Here is a 21,304-nt window from a genome sequence, read left to right on the forward strand (position 1 = left end):
CACCTAAAACAACATCAGCGACCAAAGCCGCTGATGTTGTGAATCTAAACAAAGAAATGGATTAGCTGTAACGATAAGGTCTGCCTGCTTTTTCCATATCTGAGTTGTATTTCTTAAATATCTCAACCACTTTTGCTTTAGTTGGCGATTCTTTCGCAATCTCATCCCAGAATTTGTGCGATTCAGCTTCAACAGTTGCCCATTCCGCATCTGGAATTGAAGTTAGCTTCATGTCTGCACCCTCTACACGAAGTTTTGCTTCACCGCCCCAGTACCACCATTGACGATAGTAATGAGAACTATCCATACAGAGTTGTAGTAGTTCTTTTAGATGTTCAGGTAGCGCATTGTAGCGATCCATATTGGCAAAGAAGTGTCCAATCCACGCACCAGAGATGTTGTTGGTTAGGAAGTAATCGGTCACTTTGGACCAACCAACCGTGTAGTCTTCAGTAATACCAGACCATGCAATACCATCTAGCTCACCCGTTTGAAGACCCACTTCCACATCTTCCCATGGAATGGATACAGGAACTACGCCGAACTTAGCAAGGAAGCGCCCCGCTGTTGGGAAAGTAAAGATACGAAGACCTTTAAGATCCTTTAGGCTAGTAATTGGTTTTTTAGTTGCGAAGTGACAAGGGTCCCATGCACCTGCGGAAATGTGTTTAACGCCCACTTTCGCGTACTCTTCTTTCCAGATTTCGTCCAAACCGTACTGATTGAATAACACAGGAATATCCAGTGAGTAACGGCTGCCAAATGGGAAGTAGCCACCAAAAGTGGTCACTTCCGTTGGAGAAGCCATTGAGTCATCATCAGACTGAACGGCATCTATGATGCCTTTTTGCATCGCACGAAACAGCTCACCAGTTGGTACTAATTGGTCTGCGAAATACAGTTCAATTTGCATTTCATCGCCCGCAAGGCGGTTAAACATTTCAATAGCAGGTTTCACTACGTGCTCGGCCAACGCTGGCCCAGCGTAGGTCTGCATACGCCACTTAATTTTTGGGTTAGCAGCAAACGTTTTGGCAGGAGCAAGTAGAGTTCCTGCTGTAAGCGCCGCAGCACTGGTTAGAAACTTACGTCTTGAATTCATGGATATCCCTCCGGTTAATTTCCCTGTGGACTTATCGTCCGACTGGTATTTTTATTTCTAAAAAAATCGAGTTATTGCTTATTTTCCGTAAACGTAATCAGGCAACCACAACGCCATTTGTGGAAAAATCATAATTAGAATCAGTGAAAGCACCATGATGGCAACAAATGGTCCTATGGAGCTGTATATATCCCGCAACGTAATACCAGGTGGTGCCATAGCACGCATCAGGAACAGGTTGTAACCAAACGGTGGCGTAATATAGGCAATCTGAGAGGTGACCGTGTAGAGCACTCCATACCAAATGAGGTCAAATCCCAACGCGTGCACTAAAGGGACATACAACGGAGCCACGATAACCAGCATCGCCGTATCATCAAGAAAGGTTCCCATCACCAAGAATGAAAGCTGCATCAGGATAAGGATTGTCCATGGGCTTAAACCTAGCTGTTCCGTAAACAAAGTTTCGATGGATTTCACCGCTCCTAAGCCATCAAACACCGCGCCAAAGCCCAAGGCTGCAAGAATGATCCACATGAACATACAGGATATAGCTAACGTGCTACGCACAGAGTTCTCGAACACAACGCGCGTCATACGTCTTTTAAGAATTGCCGCAAGAAACGCAGCCATTGCACCAATAGCTGAACTTTCCACAAGGCTTGTCCAGCCATTTACGAAAGGAACCATCATCACTGCGAAAATGCCTAGCGGCAGGATACCTGCACCGAGCAAACGAAGTTTTTCAGACATCGGAACATTGCGCTCTTCTGCACTAAGAACAGGACCAAGACTGGGGTTAATGCGACAGCGAATAGCCACATAGAGAATAAACAATACCGCCATGACTAAACCAGGTATTACACCCGCAAGCCAAAGCTGACCAACAGGTTGACGCGCAATCATCGCATACAGAACCAACACCACTGATGGGGGAACAAGTATTCCCAAAGAAGAGCCCGCCTGAACAACGCCTGTGACCATTTTCTTGTCGTATTTACGCTTTAGAAGCTCAGGTAACGCAATGGTTGCACCGATTGCCATACCCGCAACGGACAAACCGTTCATGGCTGAGACCAGCACCATAAGGCCAATAGTACCTATCGCTAGGCCTCCGGGCATAGGCCCCATCCAAACATGGAACATCTTGTATAAATCGTCAGCAATTTTCGATTCAGACAGAATATAGCCCATGAAAATAAACATGGGCAGTGTAAGCATTGGGTACCAGTTCATCAGCTTTACAGCTGCGGTAAAAGGGATTTCGACCCCTCCGTTTCCCCATAAGAGAATAGCAGCAATGGAAGCAACAGCACCTATTGCAGCAAATACACGTTGACCCGTTGCCATAAGCAACATCATCAACGAGAACATCATTGTTGCGATCATGCCGTAACTCATTTGAGCTCCACTCCTCTTATCGTCGCGATATCTTTAATAAATTGTGAAATAGACTGTAGGATCATCATGAAAATACCAGCGCACATCAGCGCCTTTATCGGCCACAGCAGTGGTCGCCAAGCAGTACGAGTACGCTGAGCATATTCAAGCGAATAAAGTGTGCTCTCCAATCCGCCATAAAGAAGTACAGCAAGATAAAAAAGCAAAAAGAATACGGTGAAAGCGTCAACCCATGCGCGCGTTTTGACGGACCATTCACCGTAAAATAAGTCCATTCGAACGTTCGCGTTGAGTTGGATAGCGTATGCACCACCTAAAATGTAGTAAGCAACCATCATGAATTGGGCAGACTCAAGCGTCCACAATGACGGCATAAAGAAGGTTTTAGAGATAGAAGACCAAAGCAGGATCCCCACCATGACAAATATGCCATACGTCATGATACGACCAACGCAGCGATTAAACGCGTCGACGTATTTCACGTAGGCAACAACAAATCCGGGCATGAAATTTCCTTATTACCAATCCCTTAAAAAAAGTGCAGATAATTCACTTTATCCATATCAATTTGAAGACTGATGAATCTGCTGTTTTTGTAATTAATGTTCTATAAACAGTCAGTATGAGCACTTATTTGGTGAACTAGGCAAAAGACACGCCAATTTGTATTTTTTATACAACTTAATGACTTAGAATATGAAAAGTGAAACACCACACAACATAACCATATGATTTAGATGGGTAATATTGATAACAAAAATATTGCTTTAAATATTTGACACAAGAGATAGCCAACAAATTCTTTCAGTAAATCAAAGGTAATTGCACTAAATTAGGTTAAACATTAACCACTATGGCGCAGATTATATTGATGTCTAAAAACGATTTTGCTATTGGCAATCCACAGTAGAACGTGCCCATTGTTATAAGTCATTTAAAATGAGCTGGCACCGACGTCATAAGGCCGGTGCCAAATCCGTTACAATCAACTAATTCGAATCTATTTCGAACGAGGCAATACAGTGAGAACACGCACGATAAACGCGTGCAATTCAGACATGTAATTGATTAAGAACTTCTCGGTACCTTCGTCAGTCACCTTACCATCTTCAGTGATGAGACCCGGTTTAAACTGAATGTACGCTTCGACCGTATTCATCAGCGGCGAATTACAGAAACAAAGCACACCCCGTAAGCTTTGCTGAGCAACAGCAGTGCCGATTGAACCTGGTGAAGTACCAATAACGGCTGATGGTATACCAGTGAAGGAATTCTGTCCCCAAGGACGACTTGCCCAGTCAATAGCATTCTTTAAACCGCCGGGAATTGAACGGTTGTATTCCGGCGTAACAAACAACACACCGTCCATTGCGGCTATGGCTTTTTTGAATTCCAGAGCAACGGCTGGAAAATCCGCATCATAGTCTGGGCTATACAAGGGTAGATCTTTAATCGGAATTTCAATTAGTTCGAGTTCTGGTGGTGCAAGGCGTGCCAGTGCTTTTGCTAATAACCTATTGATAGAATTGGAGGACAAGCTACCTACGAAGTAGCCGACTTTGTACTTTGCCATACCATTAATCTCCTACTTTGCTTTCTGCTTAGCATGGAAGTGCGTGGTGAGAAGCATGTGACCACTGTCTTTATGTCTTCTACAGTGTAGTTCACATATTAAGCACACTTTGATTATGGACACTCTGGACTTAGCGAGTTTAAACAAAGCGAAGGAAGATAATTGGTTGGTTTTCTGACATATCTATCGTCGAAAAGACACAAAAAAGCCTGCTCGAAAATTGGCAGGCTTTTGATTACTTAATGGAATTACATTACGTATTCGTAGGGTGCTTGGATACCTAGTGGAATACCTACCGCCCAGTAAGCAAGTAAGAACACAGTCCAACCAATCAGCATCGCGATAGAGAATGGCATCATCAGAGAAGCCAGAGTACCGATACCAGTAGACTTCACGTAACGTTGGCAGTAAACCACTACCAGTGGGAAGAACACCATCAGAGGCGAAATAATGTTAGATACCGAATCACCAACACGGTAAGCCGCTTGAGAAAGCTCAGGTGAGATGCCCACCGCCATCAGCATTGGCACTAGGATTGGACCAATCAATGCCCATTTGGCAGACGCAGAACCGATGATTAGGTTAACTGAGGCAGTTAGCAGGATCATGCCCACGATTGTTGCTTCGCCCGGAAGGTTCATTGCTTTCAAACCTTCAGCACCGTACAACGCTAGCATAGTACCGATGTTTGATTGTGCGAAAACCGATAGGAACTGAGCACAGAAGAACGACATTACGATGTATGCACCCATGGTAGACATGGTAGTTGCCATCGCTTTGATGATGTCATTACTGGTTTTAAATGTGCCAGAAACTCGCCCGTAGACATAACCTGGAATGATGAACAGGATGAAGATCAACGGAACAATCGACTTCATGATTGGCGCTGAAAACGCAGTAATCTGACCATCTGGAGAGCGTAGTGCTGAGTCTTCAGGCATTAGCGCAGCAACAAGAAGCGCGATACCAGCAACCATTGCCCAACCTGCGTAACGGAAAGCTTTTGATTCTAGCTCAGTGAAAGACGCAAGATCCGGCGCTTTTTCTGCATCTTCATCAATTGGCGTGTTTGCCAAACGTGGCTCGATGATTTTCTCAGTTACGTACCAACCAATAGCAATAACAACAACAGAAGAAAGACCAGTAAAAATGATGTTCGCCAGAGGGTTAACTACGTATTCTGGGTCAAGAACCTGAGCCGCTGTCTGAGTGAAGCCTGCTAACAATGGATCGATACCAGAAGGGATAAAGTTCGCAGAGAAACCACCAGAAACACCAGCAAATGCCGCTGTAATACCGGCTAAAGGATGGCGACCCGCTGCGTGGAAAATAATACCACCAAGAGGAATAACCAGTACGTAACCCGCATCAGCTGCGGTGTGTGACACAATCGCCACCAGAATCAACATTGGCGTTAATAGCTTCGCTGGCGTGAAGTTCAACATCTTCTTCAGACCAGTAGTGATGAAGCCTGAAGAATCAGCCACACCCACACCTAACATCGCAACCAACACGATGCCTAGCGGTGCAAAGCCAGTGAACGTTGTCACCATGCTCGCAAGAAAGTTCGCTAGTGACTCACCAGTTAGCAAATTTTTAATGACCAGCGCTTCGCCAGTTCTTGGGTTTACAAGATCAAACGAAACGTTTGATAACAGTGCAGATGCTACCCAAGTAATAACGAGTGCCCAGAAGAAAAGAATGGCCGGATCAGGGATTTTGTTACCTGCCCGTTCAATGAAATTAAGAAAACGATCCATACCGCTCGGCTTCGGTGATGTCGCTTGATTTAATGCTTGGTTACTCATCGTAACTCCATAATCAAAGATGTTGGTTCCAAAGGCTTTCTAAAAATTATTATTTCAGCCCATTTTTCAACGTTTGATTCTATTAAATCAGCCATACAAAAGCACAAGACACTATAAATATAGAAATACTTAGATACATATTTCGATGAAACATAAATAATGTGCAACAAACAACACACAAAAGCGGATCGAAAGTTAAAACAACTGCAAAACTGATATGCAACAGCTCGCCATATAACTTAAAAAATAACCATGACTAAACGAATATCTCTCAGCTAAATCGATAACGGTTATCTATCTGATTTTATGACGCTGTTAACATTTGCTATCTCTCTACATTAAAACCAAACATCTCGAACCTATCGGCAAATTCAATCCAAATTGCCTGTAGGAAACACTTAAACACTTAAACACTTACAAACCACCGGCAAGATCCAAAAAATTGCCAGTAGAAAATGAAGACTTATCTGAAGCTAACCAGTAGATGGCTTCAGCGACTTCTTCGGGTAAACCACCACGTTGCAGCGGAATTCTTGATCTCAATCTTTCAATACGTTCGGGCTCACCACCATCAGCATGCATGTCAGTATGGATTAATCCGGGACGGACGCAGTTAACACGAATGCCCTCTGCTGCTACCTCAAGAGACAAACCTTTCGTCATCGTATCAATAGCGCCTTTCGATGCAGCGTAATCAATGTATTCATTTGGAGAGCCAGAACGGGAAGCGGTTGATGAGACGTTTACAATAACGCCACCTTGCCCACCATGACGGGTAGACATGCGTTTTACGGCTTCTCTGCAACAGAGAAAATAACTGGTGACATTGTTACTGAGGATAGTATTGATTCTCGCAGCGCTCATCTCATCCAGACGCATCTGCTTTTTCAAAATCCCAGCATTGTTAACAAGTACAGTGATAGAACCCAACTGCTTATCGACAGTTTCAAATAGTCGCATTACATCTGCCTCCTGAGAGACATCAGCCTGTACCGCAATACATTGACCACCTAACGCCACAATCTCTTCTACAACACTTGCCGCCGCTTCGGCATTTGATTTGTAGTTGATACACACCGCATAGCCTTGGCGAGAAAAGAGCTTTGCTGTCTCTGCACCAATACCTCGCCCACCACCAGTGATAATCGCAACTTTTCGTGAATTCATACGGCTTCCTTGTTGTCTGGCGTTCTCTAGTTATGAATAGTTATCTTACAGTACAGTAACTTAATTAGGGAGCAGCTCAAACTTTTTGCTTTCGAACTCCACTTAAATGCAACAAATGGAATAACGCGCACTCTACATACCAATTCCATATCTATACTGTCTTACAACTGATTAATTGAAATACGTCACTATTGCTAGGAGTAACCTAATGAAGTTTCTGCCTTTTGCTGTCGCTTGCCTGGGCATCAGCTCTGTCGCTCAGGCCACTAGTCCGACAAAACCTTATGCTCAAACCATCTATATTGGTGGTGATATTGTTACCGTAAATGACACAGCACCAACCGCTGAAGCGTTGGCTGAAAAGAACGGGCGAATTCTCGCCGTTGGTAAAGAATCAGACGTCATGAAGCTGCGTGACAGCAACACCAAAGTGATAAATCTGAATGGTAAGACACTGATTCCCGGCTTCATCGATGGTCATGGACATGTGTTTAATACTGGTATTCAAGCGTTATCAGCCAATTTGTTAGCAGCTCCAGATGGTAATGTGAAAGATATTGCTTCATTACAGGCAGCGCTTAAATCTTGGATGAATAAGCCTGAAAACAGCCGTCACGGAATTATCCTTGGTTTCGGCTATGACGATTCTCAATTAGCTGAGCAGCGCCACCCTACTCGTCAGGAGTTGGGCGTGGTTTCTCAAGACATTCCTGTGTTGGTGATTCATCAGTCTGGGCACTTAGCGACTCTCAACAGCAAAGCGTTACAGCTCGCAGGTTTCACTGCTGAGAGCAAAAATCCAGAAGGCGGAAATATCCGCCGCGAGAAAGATGGTAAAATGCCCAATGGCGTATTAGAAGAAACGGCATTCTTTGGCGTTCTCATACCGCTATTTTCAAAACTCAATGAAAAAGAAAATGAAGCGATTTTTAGAGCAGGTATGAAGCTCTACTCTAGTTTTGGTTACACCACTGCACAGGAAGGACGAGCGACGGGATCATCAGTGCAGACCATGTATAACCTTGCACAACAAAGTAAGTTACCCATTGATGTCGCCGCTTATGCAGACATTCAGGTTGCGCAGGATTTTATTAAACCGCCTTACTATTCAAGCCAATACAATAACGGCTTCCGAGTTGCTGGCGCTAAACTCAATCTCGATGGCTCTCCTCAGGGTAAAACAGCGTGGCTCACCAAGCCTTATTTAGTTCCACCTGTTGGGCAAAAAGAAGGCTACAAAGGTTATCCGAGCATGACCGATGAAAAAGCCGCTGAGTATATAGAGTTAGCACAAACCAAAGGTTGGCAGCTCTTAACGCATGTCAATGGTGATGCTGCTATTGACCAGTTGCTAAAAGGTATTGAAGCTAGTGAGAAAAAACATGGCATACCAGACCGTGGTTTTGTTGCTATACATGCTCAAACCGCCCGCAAAGACCAAGTTGAAACATTCAAACGCTTGGGGGTGTTCCCATCATTCTTTCCAATGCACACCTTCTACTGGGGAGACTGGCACATGGATTCGGTTCTAGGTGGTGAGCGCGCACAAAACATATCGCCGACCGGTTGGGCTCGCGACTTAGGGATGATTTATACCTCACATCACGACTCACCAGTAGCCTTACCAAACTCCATGCGTGTTTACTCAGCGACAGTGAATCGTATCAGCAGAACAGGAAGAGTATTAGGACCAAAACAGAAGGTATCAGCGATTGATGGGCTAAAAGCACAAACATTGTGGGCAGCCACTCAATACAAAGAAGAGAAGAATAAAGGCTCTTTAGAAGTAGGAAAGCTAGCTGACTTCGCCATTCTTTCGGCCAACCCACTTAAAGTCGCCCCCGAAACATTGGCCGATATTGAGATACTGGAAACCGTTAAAGAAGGTCAAACCGTTTATAAACGTGATGAGCAGTCAACAGCCAGTAAAGAAATGGGTGGTTGTATTGATTCCGCTCGCTGCCAAGCCATTGCAACCACTGCAATGATCTCAGCAGGCATGCTCCACCACTCGCATTAACACCTAGTACTTCTAGTGCAGATAGGCCCCCCCCTATCTGCGCTAGCTACTGCAGTGTTTTGCTCATACAAATTGACCTGTCTACTCCAACGTATTTGCCATACGGTTCTGACTCAACATACGAATTTCGTTGATAAAACTCCACCGCTTTTACGTTGACACGCCGCGTGGAAAGCACAGCTTTGCGATAACCTTTAACGGTAGCATAAGCCTCCAACGTGCTTAGCAGATAACTCCCGGCGCCAGAGCGTTTTGAATACATCCGTTTGATCTCGCAAACGCCCTCAATCTGTCTACGAAAAACTCCACAGGCAACAGGTATCTGTTCAGCATAAACAACGACGCAACCGTCTGATTGAATGTCGAACTCTTCGGCTGAAAAAGAGCTTTCACCTGAGTCATTAGTGACACTAACAAGAGAAGCATTTAGCTCAGTAACTAACGCCACAAAATCTGCATGAGTAGGATCTACTCTTTTATGCTCAAAACTCATCTCTTTTCGTATCCTTTGTAATCCATACCGCGAGCAAATACAGAATGACATCTAAGAGAACACCTAGCAACGAGCGGCTTTTCCGCTTGCAAAAAAAAGCCCACAGTTTTAGCTGCGGGCAAAGTTCACTTTCACTTATCAACTACTTTTATTAAATCCTTGGTTAGTCAGTAACCAACGCAGCAGCGCTCGCCATATCGCGAGAATACTGATGGCTCGCTTCCACCAGCATTTTTGTGTAAGGGTGGTTTTCTGGTGTCATGACCAAGTCACCACTTTGCAGCGTTTCAAGTATTTCACCGTTTTGCATCACGGCAATTTTACTGCAAAGGTGCGCAACCACAGCCAAATCATGGCTTACTAACAAATAGGTCAGATTTTCGGACACTCGAAGCTGGGCAAGAAGGTTCAAAATCTCTGCCTGAACAGACACATCAAGCGCAGATGTTGGTTCATCCAGCAGCAGAATCTTAGGCTCTAGAATCAATGCCCTCGCAATCGCAACACGTTGACGTTGCCCACCGGACAACTGGTGCGGATAGCGATAACGAAAGTCTGCATTCAGGCCCACTTTAAGTAAAATCTCATTGATACGCTCATCCTTACGATCCATACCATGAATGGTAAGTGGCTCTTTCAAGGTAGATTCCACCGTGTGTAACGGGTGCAAAGAACCATACGGATCTTGGAACACCATCTGAATGTTTCGGCAACGTGCTTTTTGCAGCTTCTTCTCTAGCGTAAAACCGTCGATTTCCAGATGCCCAGTCCAGTGATTAAATATCCCTGCCAAGCATTTCAATATCGTGGTTTTACCCGAGCCCGATTCGCCCACGAGCCCAAACGATTCATTTTCTTCTACTGCTAAATTGATGTTTTTTAGAACCTGAGTTGCTGCTTCTCTTTCACCAAAGCTGAGGTTCAAATCATGCACTTCTATCATCGACATAACTTAACTCCTTATGCTTCTAGCCATGCTGGTGAACGTTGCAGAACAGGCAACACATCACGGCGGTTATCTAAACTCGGCAATGATGCCAGCAACCCTTGTGTGTAAGGATGTTTAGCATTATCGAGATCTTTCGCAGCAATGCTTTCTACCACTCGTCCCGCATACATCACTAATACTCGGTCGCAGAAGCTGCGCACTAAGTTTAAGTCATGACTAATAAAGATAAGTCCCAAGCCACGCTCCTGAACCAAATCATCTAATACCGCAAGAACTTGTAATCGCACTGATACATCAAGCGCGGAGGTGGGTTCGTCAGCAATAATGATTTCCGGCTCTGGAATCATCATCATAGCGATCATGATGCGCTGTCCCATACCACCTGAAATCTCGTGTGGGTAAAGATCATAAACGCGTTTCGGGTCGCGGATTTTTACCGCATTTAGCATAGCTAAAGTACGCTCCTTCGCTTCAGCTTTGGATACTTTGGTGTGCACCAAAAACGCTTCGGAAATCTGCTTACCCACTGTCACCACTGGGTTTAACGAGTATTTAGGGTCTTGCAAAATCATCGAGATGCGATTGCCACGAACCTTCTGCATTTGGGCTTCTGTTGCCGTCAACAAGTCCAAATCTTTAAAACGCATGGTATCGGCTGTAACAGATGCACTGCGTGGATGAAGCTTTAGCAGTGAGCGACCCACCGTAGATTTACCAGAACCCGATTCGCCCACAATACCCAGTTTTTCTTTCCCTAATGTAAAGCTCACGTTGCGAACTGCATCAGTCAGTTTGCCGTCGTTTTTGAACTGGATACGCAAGTTTTCAACTTCAATTAATGGATTATTCATTATTCACCTCGAGGATCCAGTGCGTCGCGCAGACCATCACCTAATAAGTTAAACGCTAGCGAAACCATCATGATTGCCATACCTGGGAAGGCAACCATCCACCAGCATTCAAGCATGTAACGGCGTCCAGAAGAGATCATTGCACCCCACTCTGGAATTGGTGGTTGAGCACCAAGCCCCAAGAAGCCTAAACCCGCAGCCGTTAAGATGATGCCCGCCATGTTGAATGTCAGACGGATAATCACTGAAGACAAACACATAGGAACAATGTGGCGAATGATGATTCTTGGCGTTGATGCGCCCGTCAGTCTCACTGCCATGATGTAATCAGCGTTACGCAATGTCATTGTTTCTGCGCGAGCTAGACGAGCAATCGGCGGCCAAGCTGTTAAGGCAATAGCGATAATCGCATGGTCTAGACCCGGACCTAAAGCCGCCACGAAAGCGAGCGCCAATACAAGGCTTGGGAATGAAATAAAGATATCGGTTATGCGCATGAAAATGGTGTCAACAATACCACCGAAGTAACCAGAAATTACCCCGACCGCCAGCCCAACAGGACCGATGATGACAGTTACTAAGAACACCACGTATAAGGTAACGCGTGAACCCCAAATGATTCGGCTGTAGATGTCACGACCATATTCATCAGTACCAAACCAGTGCGCACCACTAGGTGCTTTCATCGCGTTGGTTAAGTCCTGAACCGTTGGGTCGTAGTGACTGAGCCAAGGGGCAAAAATCGCAATCAGCATCAAACAACACACCACGACAATACCACCCATGGTAAGCGGGTTTGCCAGTATTCTTCTCGCTGTGCGCTTCGCATTTTCTAGCGACGCGTGATAACGAGAATTCGGTGCAGCGGCTGCTTTCGCTGTTGAAGTCTTTTCTGTTGTCGAAGCCATTTTATTTGTAGAAACCACAGTTGTCTCACTCATTATCGGGTCCTCGGGTCAAACACTTTATAAAGAGCATCTGCAATCAAGTTCAGCGTGATGAAAATCATGCCGACAATCAGAACACAGCCCATTACAGCATTCATGTCACCACGTAGTAGGCTGTGTGTGAGGTATTGACCAAATCCCGGCCACGCAAATACTGTTTCAATCAGTACCGCACCTTCCAACATGGTGCCGTATGCCAAAGCGACGATAGTCAGTAACTGAACACGAATGTTCATGAACGCGTGTCCCCAAAGAACAGCACGAGCAGAAAGACCTTTAACACGAGCAGTAATGATGTATTCCTGAGAAAGTTGCGCCAGCATAAAGCTACGCGTCATACGGCTGATATAAGCCATGGAGTGCATGCCCAGAATACAAGCAGGTAAGATTAGGTGCGATAACGCACTGCGAAACACTTCCCACTCACCAGCCATTGCTGAGTCGACCAGTAGCAAACCTGTTTTTGGTTCAACTAAACCATCAAAGTAAAGGTCAACACGACCTGCGCCACCAACCCAACCGAGCCATGCGTAGAAAATCAACAAGCCCATCATACCGAACCAGAAAATAGGCACGGAATAACCGGTCAAACTCATTACACGCACAATGTAATCACCTAAGCGACCACGTTGTGATGCTGCATAAACACCAAGCGGAATACCACAACCAGTACCAATGATGATGGCGAATGTGCCGAGTTCGACAGTTGCAGGTAATACGCGAGCAATCTCTTCGCTTACCGGCTGACCTGTCATTGCAGCACGACCAAGGTCACCATGCAGTAGGTCGTTAACGTAAATTAAATATTGTTTCCAAAGTGGCAAGTCCAAACCTAACTGTTTGTATACCTGCATGTAAGTTTCATGGTCTGCATCAGGGCCAACAATTGACAACACAGGGTCAACCGGCATAACACGACCAATTAAAAAGGTAAGTGTGAGTAATCCGAGCAAAGTAATAGCAATAGTTACGAGCTTTCTGCCGATTGCTGCAAGATTATCCATCCGCAAGGGTATAGCATTTACCATAATTAAATCCTTTACGCTTTACACTGGCTGCACTGATTGGCAGCCAGTGTTTCATCATGATTAACGTGCTTTGTACACATCTCGAAGATGAGTCGTATAAGAAGGATGAGGAACATAATCACGAAGATCAGAACGTACCACCACTGACTCTACAACTTGTGAAATAGGCTGAATCGGTGCTACCAAATCTGCATAGAGATTCTGTGCTTTTTGGTAAAGCTCAATTTGCTTCTGTTCATCCATTTCGCCTGCGGCTTGTTCGATAAGATTGTTCATCTCTTCGCTATGGAAAGAAGTTCTCCAACCTTGGAAGTTGGTGAGTTTTGCTTCGTCACGGTTATCTGGGTTGTACGCCAGTGAACGCAAGTTCGCATGCGGATGAGGCTCAGCACCGCCGCCGCCACGGCCAACAATCATCTCGAATTGACGTTCACGCATTGCGCCATAAACTTGGTTACCGGTACCAGTTAACAGTTCAGCTTCGATACCCGCTTCAGCAAGCGTTGCTTGTACCGCCGTTGCGATTTGTAGGAATGGTGGTTCAGCAAGAACGCGAATGGTAGTTTTGAAACCATCTTTATAACCGGCTTCATTCAACAAATTCTTCGCCATATCTACGTCAAGTTTGTAGCCAGGCTCTGCAAGCGTTGCAGGTAAACCCAATTGAATTGGACGCTGATGGTAAACACCATAGCTAGGCATGATGGTGTCGTTAATACCTTTATAATCAATCAAATGACGAACAGCATCACGTATATTTTTGTCTTTAAAGTGCTGATCTTTCATGCTCATTGCTAGGTAATAAACGTTACCCTTTTGCACTTCTTCGACTTTCACTTCGTTTTCGCTTTTAAGAGCGTTAACGTCAGCTACCGATAAACCTTTCGCAATATCGATATCGCCTTGTTTCACCATTAAGCGCAAACTTTGAGATTCGGTCATATGGCGGAACATCACACGGCGCATCTTAGGTTCACCGCGCCAATAGCTGCTGTTACGGTTCATGATGATCACATCATTTACACGCCACTGAGCGATATCATATGGGCCTGAACCTGCACTGTGGGAGTTAAGCCAGTCACGAGCATAGTCATCATTTACGATGTGTTTCTTCGCAAGCTCACTGTCGATAATAAGTGCGCCAGCTGAACTCGCTAACGTATACATCACCAATTTTGGATCAAGACGTTCAGGGGTATTCAGCTCAATGGTGTAGTCATCAACCACGTTAACCAATGAATCAATGTTGTCCGCTTTAAAACCGTAGGTTTTCCAGTAAGAAGCCTGAGCCAAATTTAACTTAACCGTACGCGCCCATGACCAAGCCACATCTTTAGCTGTGAAATCGTTGCCAGACTGGAACTTCACACCTTTACGTAGCTTGAAGGTGATTTTTTTACCGTCATCACTGTAAGTCCAGCTCTCTGCTAACGCAGGCAGCAGTTTGGATTTTTCAACAGGATCTAACTCAACCAATGCTTCGTAGGTGTTAGAAACAACGTCCATTGCATCGTTACCCGTCAGCGCAGCAGGATCGAAGGTCAGCATGTTGTTCATACTCATACCTATGATGAGCTGGTCTTTCGGCGTAGCAGCCTCAGCAGTACTCATCAAAGGTGAAGCAGCAAACAGAGCACCTGCAATCAATACTGCGAGAGTTTTTTTGTTTCGCATTCTTGTTTCTCCACGTTATGGATTAGTTTTTTAATTTTGAACGTTTGGTTTTATTGGAATTCGTTCGTTGTATTTTCTTCGATGTAAGCAAAGTTAATGTCTTCACCTAAACCGGGTTCTTGGGATAGATGTACAAATCCCTCCTCATCCATAGGATCAGGCAGGCTGTTTAAATAATCAGGAACTTCGTCGTAGTTTAAGAACGGGTGCAACAAGCCTCGTTCATACCACTGACAGTTTTTAATCGCTGCACAAACGGCAAGGTTCGCTGCGCCGTTACCATGCACTTCGCAGTTCATGCCAAATGCTTCCGCCAAATGGGCAGTTTTTAAGGTCGGACTGATTCCACCGACACCCGGAACACCTGCGCGTAAAATGTCGCAGCTTTGTGAAAGTACCCATTCTGCACGGGTATGATGCTTGCCTGATGCAGACTCAGGGCCAAGAACTGGGATATCCAGCTTACTCTTCAACCATGCATAAGAAGCCGTACTTTGCTCGTTCATTGGCTCTTCAAACCATGCAAAATCAAGACGCTGCAACGCTTTACCTATGGTGTATGCCTCTGTGCGGCTATACCAATGAAATCCATCAAGCATCAGTGCGATGTGTGGTCCAACGGCTTCACGGACCGCCTCACAAGCTTTAATGTCCATGATCACACTTGGTGCAAATGAAACTGGAGGCATCCAAGTATGTAACTTAATGCCTTTGTACCCTTTATTAACGAGTTGCTCTGCAAAACGAGCGTAATCTTCCGGTGTTGCTAACCCACCTTCAAGTTCATCTCCACACATAGTGCTGCCATATGCAGGCACTTTGTCACGGTAGCCTCCAATCAAACGGTAAACTGGAGTATTCAATGCTCGTCCAGCTAGATCCCATAACGCTTGATCAACCACGGCCAGAGCTCTGTCTGTTAGCTGCCCTGCACTGCCACGTTGCCAGTGCTCTAGCTCTTGCCAAATCAATTCGCGGTCAAAAGCGTGTTTACCTATTAATACTTTTTTGAAAAATGCATGTACAACATGTGCGCGGATCACTTCAACAGGTCCAAAAGCATGCCCCTTATGGCCATCTTCCGTTTCAATCGTCAGCATCGCTAAACTTGCTTGCGAGCCTGCAGGATTGGGATGAGAGTGACCAGCAGTATCAGCAGAGCGTTTTGCTAAATACTGAAAAACATTTACTTTCACCATACTAATGATCATACACACTCCAACTTGTAATACATATTCCATCTAATCCATGGATACAATTTAGCAAATGAAAAACCAAATAAATGACGACTGAATCTAAAAATAACTAGGCTTACAGTTTATTTACTACTCAAAATAAATACTCATGATATGTATCACAATTTTATTGGAGTATTAAATTGACATAAAATACCAACTTGTATTACAACTTTAGCAAGCAAATATGAAGGAGAAATTCAAATGGTAGTACAACGTAGCGGACGATTATCAACTCAAGTTGTACAGGAAATTATCAACGACATTGATAATGGGAAATACCAAGCGGGCGACAAGCTTCCAACAGAGCATGAACTGATTGAATTGTTTGGGGTAAGCCGTACCGTTATTCGTGAAGCGATTGCGAATCTACGCGCCAGCAACCTTATTGAAACCAAACAAGGTAAAGGTGCGTTTGTCCTAAGTAAGCCTTCTCAAGATCTCTTTCAGTTGAAACACTCAGGTGCATCGACCGCAGATGAACTTGGCTACATTCTTGACCTTCGTATCGCTATTGAAGCTGAAACTGCTTTGATGGCCGCTAAAAACCGTACAGAAAAAGACATTGAAAGAATTAAAGATGCCATCAAAGAGATGGAAAACTTGATCAGTGAAGATAAAGAGCCGCTTCAGGCCGACCGAAACTTCCACTATGCAATTGCGATGGCATCCAGAAACCCACACTTTCTTGGGCTGCTCAAGTACATAGACAATACTTTAGCAACTCATAAGAAAAATACCTCTATTGCCCCGGTTGCGCGTAAAGTATTGGCATTTAAAGAACACGAACAAATCTGCCATGCGATTGAGAAAGGCGACCCAGATGCTGCGCGCGCCGCAATGAGACTGCATCTATCAGGCACACGTGAACGTTTAACGGCTAGGATCAACCACTAAGTATCATTTAACGCTCATTTTGCGCGAGTTTCCTCATCGATACTCGCGCTCTCAAAGAAGCGGTTGCCAAAGCAAGCACGCTAATCTTCTAAATACCTAAAACAACAAAAGCTTATCTTTCTCAAGACAAGCTTTTTTATCGTGGAGAGGCTGCCAAAACAAATATGACTTCTTGGCTTGTTACTTATTAGCGTAGAAGTACTGCTTTGATTTCAGTAGCCCTTCTCTTTCCAATTTATCCAGATTGAGTCGCTGTGGGTTTCCTGGCATATCTGTCGGTAGATAGAAACGCCCATTTCGCTCTTGTGGAATATTCAAAGCGTATTCACAGACCGGTTTACTAATAGGTTCGTGGAATTCAATCAGTTCATCTTCGTTAAACAAGGTGCCAAATAGAGCACACAGATAAACTCGACCACCAGACATAAATCGCAGACCTTTCTCACGAGCAAGATCGCGAATCGCAATCAGATCATCAATTCGAGTCATGCGACCAACCGAAGGCTGTAACACATCAACACCCTTCTCAGCGTAGATTTCAAACTCATAGCTGATACGCATAGATTCACCAAAGGCGATTGGAACCTTAAAGCCCCTCTCTTTTAGCTCACGAATACCATTCATGTCATTGGCGTGAATCGGCTCTTCAAGCCATGCAAGATTGAAAGATTCGGTAAGCTCAGCAAATTTCGCAGCCGTCGCCACATCCCATTTCTGGTTGGCATCCACTGCAAGCTCAATATCCGGCCCAACAGCCGTGCGAACTTTATCGATACGGCGTAAATCTCGTTCCATATCATCGCTGCCGACTTTGAACTTTACAGTTTTATAGCCTTCGTCGACATAGCGTTGCATGTCGTCTACCAGTTCAGAATCTTCCAATAGTATTGAGCCGCCACCTTTATAAGCGTTCGCCCAATCTTTGGTTGCTCCTAAGAAGCGATGTAATGGCATGTTTTTACGCTGCGCGAGAAGATCCAACATTAGCGTATCCATTTTCCCAAGACACACCGCCTTTTCACTTTGGCAACCATGGTTCCTAACCTTCCAATACAAAAACTCACGCCATTCGTTAAAAGTGCGTGTTTCACCAGTTAGAATAAGGGGAAGAATGGTATTGATGAAGGTTTTATCAATCGCAAGATAATGAGCCACAAAGCCTTCTGTATCATATAGTTCGATACAGCCTCGCTCTGGAGCATATTTTCCTAGACCACCTGTGCCATCTTGGAATATTCGTGGTAAGGAGATCGGATCAAATTCGTAATATATCGCCTTACTGAAGCACAACTTTTCGTCGAAATTGTAGCGAAACATGAGCTACCTCATCAGTTATTGTTATCACACTAAATATTGAATATTTCGTCGCTTTTACAAGGCTGCGTCTTATTCGCTTACCATTTCAGCGTCGCTTGCTCTGTCCCATAGATATGAAAACCCGCTTTGTCTGATGAGATTTAACTGAAGTAAAGAAAAACCCTTTTCGCTCAGTCAAAGCCACTCAACAAAACAACTTGTCATACATGTTACATTAAAATAATGAAACAAATTTACCAGATAAAAATCGCAATAAATGACGACCAAATCTCATTTTTGCTAGGTTTTTAATAGTTTTAGTTTCCAGGCCATTAAGCCATGACATATATCACAATTATTTCATATGTTTAATTCTTCATAAAAATACAACTTGTATTACAACAATGATTTTACAAAACGATGGTTCTGCCCTCACCAGAACACAGAAGAGTTACGTTAGAAATAATTGGAGTACACCTGATTACTAGTCTTGAACGCCAAGAATTGGATGGTCTTTATGCACTTTGAGATAAAGTCAGAATGAAGAGATGCAGGTTATGAAGATTAATGTCTTTACTAAATCGGGCGAAAAGGCGAGTTGAGAATAAAGCTCACGCGATTGTCACATGGCAACAGCGTGAACTTCTTTTGTAAAGACTTTATTTGTTGAACCAATCCAGTTTATTGTGCAACTCAGTAACGCTGCCAACCACAATCAGAGCTGGGCTTTGTGCTTGTTCCGCGAGCAGTGCCAGTTCGTTTAACTTACCTTGGAATACACGCTGCTCTGGTCGCGTGCCGTTTTCAATAATTGCACACGAGATCTGTGGGTCTAAACCATGAGCAATCAGGTTATCCATGATGTGACCGCTTTGCTTTAAGCCCATGTAGAACACGAGTGTGTTATTTGATTGCGCCAGAGATTGCCATTCAATTTCACGGCCATCTTTTTGCACATGTCCCGTAATAAATTGAACGCTTTGCGCATGATCTCTATGAGTAAGTGGTATGCCTGCATAAGCGGTTGCACCAGCCGCAGCAGTTATTCCCGGAACAACTTCATAGGCAACGCCATATTCGGCAAGCTCTTCTAACTCTTCACCACCACGACCAAAGATAAACGAGTCACCGCCTTTTAAACGCACAACACGCTTACCTTCCTGCGCTTTCTGCACCAGAATTTGATTGATTTGCTCTTGAGGTACGCAGTGAAAATCGAGCTTTTTGCCGACGTAAATAAGCTCTGCATTCGCATCCGCTAGTGCGAGAATTTGCTCGGAAACCAAACGGTCATACACAACCACTTCCGCCTGTTGAATGACGCGATAGCCTTTTACGGTCAGCAGGTCTGGGTCACCCGGACCTGCACCAACAAGCGAAACAAAGCCCGCTTTCAAGTCATGGTTTTTCACAGCGATATCAGAATTCATAGCAACGCCCGTTATTTCAAATTTGGATATAAAGAGAAGCACTCATCGGTTATGTAAGTCACTGCTTTTTATAGCCAAAAATATCTGTATTAAAAGGGCTCCATCACTTTAATGACGGAGCCCATAAACATTAATTGCTTAGTGCAACTTCAGCGTTTACTTCAGTTTCTGCACTTAACGCTGGCGCTGTTTTCGCGTGAGTTAGGTATAGAGGGATACAAGTAAATACTAGACCGCCCACAATGTTACCAAGAATGGTTGGGATCAGGTTGAAGTTCAACCAAGTTGCCACGCCAAAATCTGCGCCTAGCATCATACCTAGCGGGAACAGGAACATGTTTACTACTGCGTGTTCAAATACCAATGCGAAGAAGATGAAGATTGGAAGCCACATTGCGGCAATTTTGCCAGCCACAGAACGAGCAGTCATATTACCGATGACACCTAGACACACCATTAGGTTACATAGGATGCCGCGTACAAAACAGGTAATCCAACCATCAGCACCTAGGTTTTCAAAACCCACAGTACGAGACGTTGCAACAGCAATAAATTTTTGACCAACGGCATTTGGCTCTACGCTAAAGTTCATAGTTAAAGAGAGTGCGATCAAACCAGCCACGATCAGTGAACCAACAAGGTTACCGAAACCAACAAGCCCCCAACAACGAAGCACACGAACCCAAGTGATACCCGGACGGTTTTCAAATTTAGCTAGTGGCGCAATACCAAACACACCAGTAACTAGGTCATAACCCATTAAGCTCAGAATACAAAAGCCAACAGGGAACACCAGTGCGCCAACAACGCCCAAACCTGTTTGAACAATTGTTGTAATCGCAACCACAACCGCTAACGACAAAATCACACCTGCCATCATGCCACGTAAAATAAGGTCACGAGTGCTGGTTTTCACTTTTGCCTCACCAATGTCGATCATGGTTTGGACAAACTCTACAGGTTTTAATGCAGACATGTGGATCTCCTAAAATGTAAAAATAAAAATGTGTAAAACGGAAGATTAAATAGAGAAAGGCTTTCAAACAGTTTCTAGACTAAAGCCTTTGCCTATTGAATCTGCCCCTCCCAGTGAGAGGGGCATTAATCAGTTAGGCTACGATTTCAACTTCGCCCTTAGTGACTCTTGCTTGGTAAGACTTCACGCTAAAACGTTCATCTTCCATACACACACCTGTCGCCAAGTTGAAGCGCTGCTTTTTCAGTGGGCTTGCTACCCAAAGCTCACCTTTGTGCTGACAAATCAAACCGCGAGACAGTACGTTCGATTGGTAAAACGGGTCGGTATTACTGATAGCAAACACTTCTTCAGCATCAGTAGGACGAAACACCGCAACTTGCTCACCGTTAACTAGAGCACAAACACCAGTACCCGGAATGATGTCGCTGATTTGGCAAATTTTTTCAAATGACAT

19 protein-coding genes are annotated in these 21,304 nt (G+C 44.5%); 2 read left to right on the forward strand and 17 right to left on the reverse strand.

Features of this window, described 5'->3' with window-relative positions:
• Positions 1-61 precede the first annotated feature (61 nt).
• The 6 genes from G5S32_RS21265 to G5S32_RS21290 form a co-directional block, all read right to left on the reverse strand.
• Positions 62-1,102, reverse strand: coding sequence for a TRAP transporter substrate-binding protein (locus G5S32_RS21265; protein WP_165314123.1), 1,041 nt, complete (start codon positions 1,100-1,102; stop codon positions 62-64).
• Positions 1,103-1,180: 78 nt separating this feature from the next.
• Positions 1,181-2,503, reverse strand: a complete 1,323-nt coding sequence (locus G5S32_RS21270; RefSeq protein WP_165314124.1) for a TRAP transporter large permease — start codon at positions 2,501-2,503, stop codon at positions 1,181-1,183.
• Complete coding sequence (locus G5S32_RS21275) at positions 2,500-3,009, reverse strand: TRAP transporter small permease subunit (protein WP_165314125.1); 510 nt, start codon at positions 3,007-3,009, stop codon at positions 2,500-2,502. Before G5S32_RS21275 ends, G5S32_RS21270 begins: the two co-directional genes overlap by 4 nt.
• A 494-nt stretch (positions 3,010-3,503) precedes the next feature.
• Positions 3,504-4,076: an NADPH-dependent FMN reductase gene (locus G5S32_RS21280; protein WP_165314126.1), complete on the reverse strand. Its 573-nt coding sequence runs from the start codon at positions 4,074-4,076 to the stop codon at positions 3,504-3,506.
• Positions 4,077-4,324: 248 nt separating this feature from the next.
• Positions 4,325-5,884 carry an AbgT family transporter gene (locus G5S32_RS21285; protein WP_165314127.1) on the reverse strand — a complete coding sequence of 520 codons (1,560 nt, stop codon included), beginning with the start codon at positions 5,882-5,884 and terminating at the stop codon, positions 4,325-4,327.
• A gap of 414 nt (positions 5,885-6,298) precedes the next feature.
• The gene (locus G5S32_RS21290) at positions 6,299-7,051 is read right to left on the reverse strand and encodes an SDR family oxidoreductase (protein ID WP_165314128.1); all 753 of its coding nucleotides are present in this window, start codon (positions 7,049-7,051) and stop codon (positions 6,299-6,301) included.
• A gap of 208 nt (positions 7,052-7,259) precedes the next feature.
• Between G5S32_RS21290 and G5S32_RS21295 the strand changes: the two genes are divergently transcribed.
• Entirely contained in the window at positions 7,260-9,071 is a 1,812-nt protein-coding gene (locus G5S32_RS21295; protein ID WP_165314129.1) for an amidohydrolase, read from the forward strand.
• Positions 9,072-9,117: 46 nt separating this feature from the next.
• Here G5S32_RS21295 and G5S32_RS21300 read toward each other — a convergent pair whose 3' ends face one another.
• The 7 genes from G5S32_RS21300 to G5S32_RS21330 all read right to left on the reverse strand — a co-directional run bounded on the left by G5S32_RS21300 (position 9,118) and on the right by G5S32_RS21330 (position 16,224).
• The gene (locus tag G5S32_RS21300; RefSeq protein WP_165314130.1) at positions 9,118-9,564 is read right to left on the reverse strand and encodes a GNAT family N-acetyltransferase; all 447 of its coding nucleotides are present in this window, start codon (positions 9,562-9,564) and stop codon (positions 9,118-9,120) included.
• Between the two features lie 163 nt (positions 9,565-9,727).
• Complete coding sequence (locus tag G5S32_RS21305; protein ID WP_165314131.1) at positions 9,728-10,513, reverse strand: ABC transporter ATP-binding protein; 786 nt, start codon at positions 10,511-10,513, stop codon at positions 9,728-9,730.
• A gap of 11 nt (positions 10,514-10,524) precedes the next feature.
• Positions 10,525-11,364, reverse strand: coding sequence for an ABC transporter ATP-binding protein (locus G5S32_RS21310; RefSeq protein WP_165314132.1), 840 nt, complete (start codon positions 11,362-11,364; stop codon positions 10,525-10,527).
• The gene (locus G5S32_RS21315) at positions 11,364-12,305 is read right to left on the reverse strand and encodes an ABC transporter permease (RefSeq protein ID WP_207621646.1); all 942 of its coding nucleotides are present in this window, start codon (positions 12,303-12,305) and stop codon (positions 11,364-11,366) included. Before G5S32_RS21315 ends, G5S32_RS21310 begins: the two co-directional genes overlap by 1 nt.
• On the reverse strand, positions 12,305-13,339 hold the full coding sequence (locus tag G5S32_RS21320; RefSeq protein ID WP_165314133.1) for an ABC transporter permease: 1,035 nt from the start codon (positions 13,337-13,339) through the stop codon (positions 12,305-12,307). The genes G5S32_RS21315 and G5S32_RS21320 overlap by 1 nt, the downstream gene beginning before the upstream one ends.
• A 60-nt stretch (positions 13,340-13,399) precedes the next feature.
• Positions 13,400-15,013 carry an ABC transporter substrate-binding protein gene (locus G5S32_RS21325; RefSeq protein WP_165314134.1) on the reverse strand — a complete coding sequence of 538 codons (1,614 nt, stop codon included), beginning with the start codon at positions 15,011-15,013 and terminating at the stop codon, positions 13,400-13,402.
• Between the two features lie 50 nt (positions 15,014-15,063).
• Positions 15,064-16,224, reverse strand: a complete 1,161-nt coding sequence (locus G5S32_RS21330; protein ID WP_165314135.1) for a mandelate racemase family protein — start codon at positions 16,222-16,224, stop codon at positions 15,064-15,066.
• Between the two features lie 228 nt (positions 16,225-16,452).
• On the opposite strand from G5S32_RS21330, the gene G5S32_RS21335 reads away from it, so the two are divergent.
• The gene (locus G5S32_RS21335; RefSeq protein ID WP_165314136.1) at positions 16,453-17,145 is read left to right on the forward strand and encodes a FadR/GntR family transcriptional regulator; all 693 of its coding nucleotides are present in this window, start codon (positions 16,453-16,455) and stop codon (positions 17,143-17,145) included.
• Between the two features lie 180 nt (positions 17,146-17,325).
• Here the strand turns inward: G5S32_RS21335 and G5S32_RS21340 are convergent, their stop codons facing one another.
• The 4 genes from G5S32_RS21340 to nirD all read right to left on the reverse strand — a co-directional run bounded on the left by G5S32_RS21340 (position 17,326) and on the right by nirD (position 21,304).
• Positions 17,326-18,462: an enolase C-terminal domain-like protein gene (locus tag G5S32_RS21340; protein WP_165314137.1), complete on the reverse strand. Its 1,137-nt coding sequence runs from the start codon at positions 18,460-18,462 to the stop codon at positions 17,326-17,328.
• Positions 18,463-19,100: 638 nt separating this feature from the next.
• Positions 19,101-19,871 (reverse strand): uroporphyrinogen-III C-methyltransferase, encoded by a 771-nt coding sequence (gene cobA / locus G5S32_RS21345; RefSeq protein ID WP_165314138.1) that lies wholly within the window; start codon positions 19,869-19,871, stop codon positions 19,101-19,103.
• A gap of 130 nt (positions 19,872-20,001) precedes the next feature.
• The gene (locus G5S32_RS21350) at positions 20,002-20,847 is read right to left on the reverse strand and encodes a formate/nitrite transporter family protein (protein ID WP_165314139.1); all 846 of its coding nucleotides are present in this window, start codon (positions 20,845-20,847) and stop codon (positions 20,002-20,004) included.
• 133 nt (positions 20,848-20,980) lie between these two features.
• On the reverse strand, positions 20,981-21,304 hold the full coding sequence (gene nirD, locus G5S32_RS21355) for a nitrite reductase small subunit NirD (protein ID WP_165314140.1): 324 nt from the start codon (positions 21,302-21,304) through the stop codon (positions 20,981-20,983).

It is taken from the genome of Vibrio ziniensis (assembly GCF_011064285.1).
In the GTDB taxonomy this organism is placed as follows: Bacteria; Pseudomonadota; Gammaproteobacteria; order Enterobacterales; family Vibrionaceae; genus Vibrio; species Vibrio ziniensis.